The sequence below is a fragment of the uncultured Adlercreutzia sp. genome (genome assembly GCA_910585575.1).
Lineage (GTDB): Bacteria > Actinomycetota > Coriobacteriia > Coriobacteriales > Eggerthellaceae > Adlercreutzia.
In genome coordinates, this window is the sequence record CAJUFS010000117.1 from 1 (window position 1) to 4,187 (window position 4,187).

4 protein-coding genes are annotated in these 4,187 nt (G+C 66.3%); 2 read left to right on the forward strand and 2 right to left on the reverse strand.

The features are described 5' to 3' along the window. Both QZ307_RS10795 and QZ307_RS10800 read left to right on the forward strand, forming a co-directional pair. A partial coding sequence (locus tag QZ307_RS10795) for a hypothetical protein (RefSeq protein ID WP_295999713.1) occupies positions 1-1,305 on the forward strand: 1,305 nt, incomplete at its 5' end. A gap of 4 nt (positions 1,306-1,309) precedes the next feature. Then, a complete protein-coding gene (locus QZ307_RS10800) occupies positions 1,310-2,335 on the forward strand; it encodes a tyrosine-protein phosphatase (RefSeq protein WP_295999715.1) in 1,026 nt (341 codons plus the stop codon). Positions 2,336-2,655: 320 nt separating this feature from the next. Here QZ307_RS10800 and QZ307_RS10805 read toward each other — a convergent pair whose 3' ends face one another. Continuing rightward, positions 2,656-3,876, reverse strand: coding sequence for a chloride channel protein (locus tag QZ307_RS10805; RefSeq protein ID WP_295999716.1), 1,221 nt, complete (start codon positions 3,874-3,876; stop codon positions 2,656-2,658). Positions 3,877-3,897: 21 nt separating this feature from the next. Further along, on the reverse strand, positions 3,898-4,187 hold a 290-nt coding region (locus QZ307_RS10810), incomplete at its 5' end, for a formate dehydrogenase accessory sulfurtransferase FdhD (protein ID WP_295999717.1).

Sequence of the window (4,187 nt, forward strand, 5' to 3'; positions counted from 1 at the left end):
GCCGCCTCCCCCTTCGACCCGCGCACCCACGTGCTCGGCGCCGGCGGCCTCAGCTTCGGCAACCTCGATGTGCGCCGCCTGGGCACCTACGCCGTGGCCGCGTTCCTCGTCATCGTGTTCGCCATGGCGCTTTTGCACCTCGGCCCCTTCGCCGCCGCCCCGAAAAGCGACGGCTCGCACCACGTGGGCGTCCAGGGCGCCAACGCCATCGGGGGCAACGCCGCCTACCTCGCGCAGAACGTCGCCACCCAGGTGAGCATCGCGCGCCCTGTGGAGCCGGCCCTCGCCCAGCTTTCCCCCTACACCCCCACCCGGGAAGACCTCGCGAACCTGGCCGGCCAGAAGGCCCCCTACGCCTTCGCCCTCAACACCGGCGACAGCGACCAGGGCGCGCCGGTGCTCTCGGACCGCTCGCTCGTGAACCTCAACAACGCGCTGGCCTACTACGACACCAACGGCTACGAGGCCAGCTACCTCATCATGGACCTGGGCACCGGCCGCGGCATCGCCGGCAACCTGGACACCGCCATCTACGGCGCCAGCTCCTTCAAGGGCCCCTACTGCGCCTACGTGGTGAACAAGGAGTTCCCCAACGACATCAACGAGGCGCGCTCGTCGCGCGTCACCCAGGTGGAGAACACCATCATCTGGTCCGACAACTCCTCCTACGGCAAGCTGCGCCGCACCTACGGCACCGAGGGCATGGAGGAATGGCTCGCCGAGGCCGGCGTCGACACGGCGCTGGTAGACGACACCTATTTCCCCACCTACACGGCGCGCCAGTCGGCCCTCATGTGGCTGAAAATCTACGACTACCTGGAAAACGCCGGCACCTCGGCGGCCGAATGGCTCTCTGAAACCTTCGGCAGCACCGAGGTCTCGTTCCTGCGCAACGGCGCCTTGGGCACCACGAGCGCCGGCCACACCGACTACCTGCCCGAAGAGGGCTCCGGCACCGAAGAGGGCGTGGAAGAGGCCGAAACCGAGGCCGGCGAGGAGGCCGAAGTGAGCGCCGACAGCTCCGAGGCAAGCCTCGAGGTCGAGGCGGCCCCCGACGAGGGCGATCCCATCGTCGACGAGGAGAAAGTCGTCGCCTCCATCGGCACCAACATCACCGTGCGCAACAAGGCCGGCTGGATCGACGGCCAGGAAGACGACGCCGTGTGCGACTCGGGCATCGTCACCATCAACGGGCGCGACTACCTCATGGTCGTCATGACGAGCGCGCCGGATTCCGCCGACGGCGAGCAGGCCTTCGCCCACCTCGCCCGCACCCTGTTCGAAGTGCGCAGCGATTTGGTGTAGCGCCATGAGCCAGCCGCTTGCGCCCCGTACCCAGCCGCCGTATTTCGCCGGAACCCCTATCGAGTTCTCCGGCTACGTGGACGACTTCGACCGCACCATCTGCGCCATGGAGTTCTCGCTGGACGACGGGCGCACCTGGACAGCCTACCCCACCGCCGCCGTGGACAAGTCGCGCGGGGTGAACTGGCGCTTCGTGTACACCCCCGAACAGCCCGGCCGCTACTTGCTGAAGGTGCGCCCCGTCACCGAGGACGGCGAGCCCTCCGACCTCATTGCCGGGTTCGCCTTCGAAGCGCTTCCGCTCGCCCGCCCCTTCGGCGACGCGCGCATCCGCCCCGTTGGCGGGTCGTTCGCCGACGCGCGGCTGTTCCGCTCCCGCGAGCTCTCGGCGCTCACCGGCGAGGAGGCTGCCTTCATCAGCCAGGCCCTCGGCATCGCCACCATCTACGACCTGCGCACCCGCTCCGAGGTGGCCGCGCACCCCGAGCCCTACATCGTGGGCATGAAGACCATCGCCCTTGAGCCCTCTTCCGAACACCGTCGGAAGGATTCGGACAAGCGCCTTATCGCCGGGGTCATTGAGAAGTACGGCGCCCCCGAGGAACGCATGATGCGCAACTACCGCCGCTACGTGAGCGAGCAGCCGCTTTTAGGGAAGGCCCTGCGGTCGCTGGCCGCCGAGGGCACGCCGGCGCTCATCCACTGCGTGAACGGGAAGGACCGCACCGGCGTGCTGTGCGCCACTCTCCTGCGGGCCGCCGGCGCCGACGACGACACGGTTATGGAAGACTACCTACGCGTGAACGAGGACCACGCCGACCTCATCGCCGAGGAGGCCGAGCGCCTGGGCGCGGGCATGACCGCCAACGAGCGCGCCTGTCTCATGAGCTTCATCGAGGCGCGCCCCGCCTACCTGCGCGCCTATTTCGAGGAGATCGACCGGCAAGCCGGCTCCTTCGACCGCTACCTAGCCGAAGCCCTCCACCTAACCCCCGAAGCCCAAGCCAACCTCCGCACCCTCGTGGGCTAGCGGGCTCCGTCTCGCCACAGAAACCGTACTTTTGCACGACTTTCTTGGCCAATACCCCACGTTTCACGGGTTCGTGTACGGTTTCATGCAAGAAAACCGTACAAATGCACGGTTTTTATGGCGCAACAGCGAAGGCAGGAGGGGCCGGAAAGCGGCGTCGGCGCCCGCCCCGTAGGGCAAGGGCCATGCCCTTGCCGCTCAACCGAGGAAGATAGGCATCCCAGGTAGAGCGGAAGAGGCAGAGCCCCTTCCCTACGGAGCTGGATCACCCTCTCGTGAGACGGCGCGCACGGCAAAAGGCGGAAGGGGCAGACCCTTCCCTACGGGTAGCTACGCAAGCTAGTGGGATACAGGCTCGTTGACCGCGCAAGAACAAAGGCTGGGAGGCAAGCGAGCGCCGCCCATGGCAACACGGCGCAACCGAACAACTCCACCGCCAGCACCAAAGCCGACAATGGGCAGTTGGTGCAACCGGCGAAAAACGCCACCATAGTAACAGCAGACAGAAGGGGCTGAAGCGATGCCGCATCCGCGCCGAGCACCACTCCGGCCCCAGAGGCAACGCTGGCACCGCAACAGGCTCCCACAGCAAGCACTGGCATAATTTCTCCGCCCTTGAAGCCGCCTGCAAGCGTCAAGACCGTGAGAAGCGCCTTGGCGGCAAAAGCCCACCAAGGTACAGGAGAGCCGGCTAGGGCACTCTCAATTTGAATTGCCCCCGTGCCGCAGTAGCACCTCAGCTCCTCATAGTGAAGGACATCGGCGTAGCCAAGCAGCAGCGCTGTCGCGACTCCGCCCACGGCCAAGGCAAAGACCGGCGCCCCAAGAGCTGCGAGCGCTCGATGCACGGCACTCAGAGCCCCGCAAAACATCAGCGCCAGCAACCCGGCGCAACAGCCGGCAGCCAGAGAGAGCGCCGTAGCGTCGCCAAGAGGCAGCAGCGCGGGAAGAACAGCGGCGGTCGCATCCAGGAACCGAACCCCGGCCGCCTCGGTCACACCCCAAGCAACAAGGGAAGTTGCCACAGGCGCCAGCGCATCCAACATAGACCCTGGACCCCGACGCAGCACTTCAAAAACGAAAACCACGCCTGCAGCCGGAGCGCTCAGCATCGCGCCTAAGGCCGCCGCCATGGCCGCCGGGGCAACCGACGGCCGCATGCGATGGGATACCCATCGGGTGGCGGCGCTGCCCAAACCTGCGCCCATTTGAAGTGCTGCCGCTTCTTTGCCCACCGAACCGCCAGCAAGCACCGTAAGCGCCGTGCTGATGAGGATGGCGGCCGCCAGCGTCACAGGCACCTCGTCCCCTGAGTCCACCGCCTGCATCACGCGCGCCGTACCCCAGGAAAACTCAAGGCGGAGGGCGCGGTAAAGGCCGTAGGAGGCAAACCCGGCAACTGGCAGCAGCCAAACCAACTCCGGGTGACAGGCAAACACTTCCGCTGCGCCGTCAACGAGCCAGCTTAGCACCACCACCGAGCCGCCCACTGCGCCTCCGAGGCACAGCAAGGCAGCCCCGTCCCATACTCCTACCCTCATCGCTCCCCAGTCCCCTCGCAGCTAGAGTGCCCCTTCCTTGAACAGCCCCACATCGTCAAGCGGATCATGGTAGATCAACACCGAATCGGGCCGAGCTTGGCATAGCAGCGTTAGGCGGTATTTGCGAGCCAGGCGAATCGTCTCGTCAGTTGGCACCGCCTTGGTAGCCAGAATGGGAATACCGGCCCGGATGGCCTTCATCACCATATCCACAGGCAAGCGCCCGCTGGAATACACCATGACGTCGCGAAGATCGATGCCCTCGCGCAAAGCCACGCCCACCACCTTGTCGAAGGCGTTGTGGCGGCCCA

What these genes read in the sequence shown, in the direction of transcription:
- QZ307_RS10800 (WP_295999715.1), top strand. Translation starts at nt 1,310, where the DNA reads ATGAGCCAGCCGCTTGCGCCCCGTACCCAGCCGCCGTATTTCGCCGGA.
- QZ307_RS10805 (WP_295999716.1), bottom strand. Translation starts at nt 3,876, where the DNA reads ATGAGGGTAGGAGTATGGGACGGGGCTGCCTTGCTGTGCCTCGGAGGC.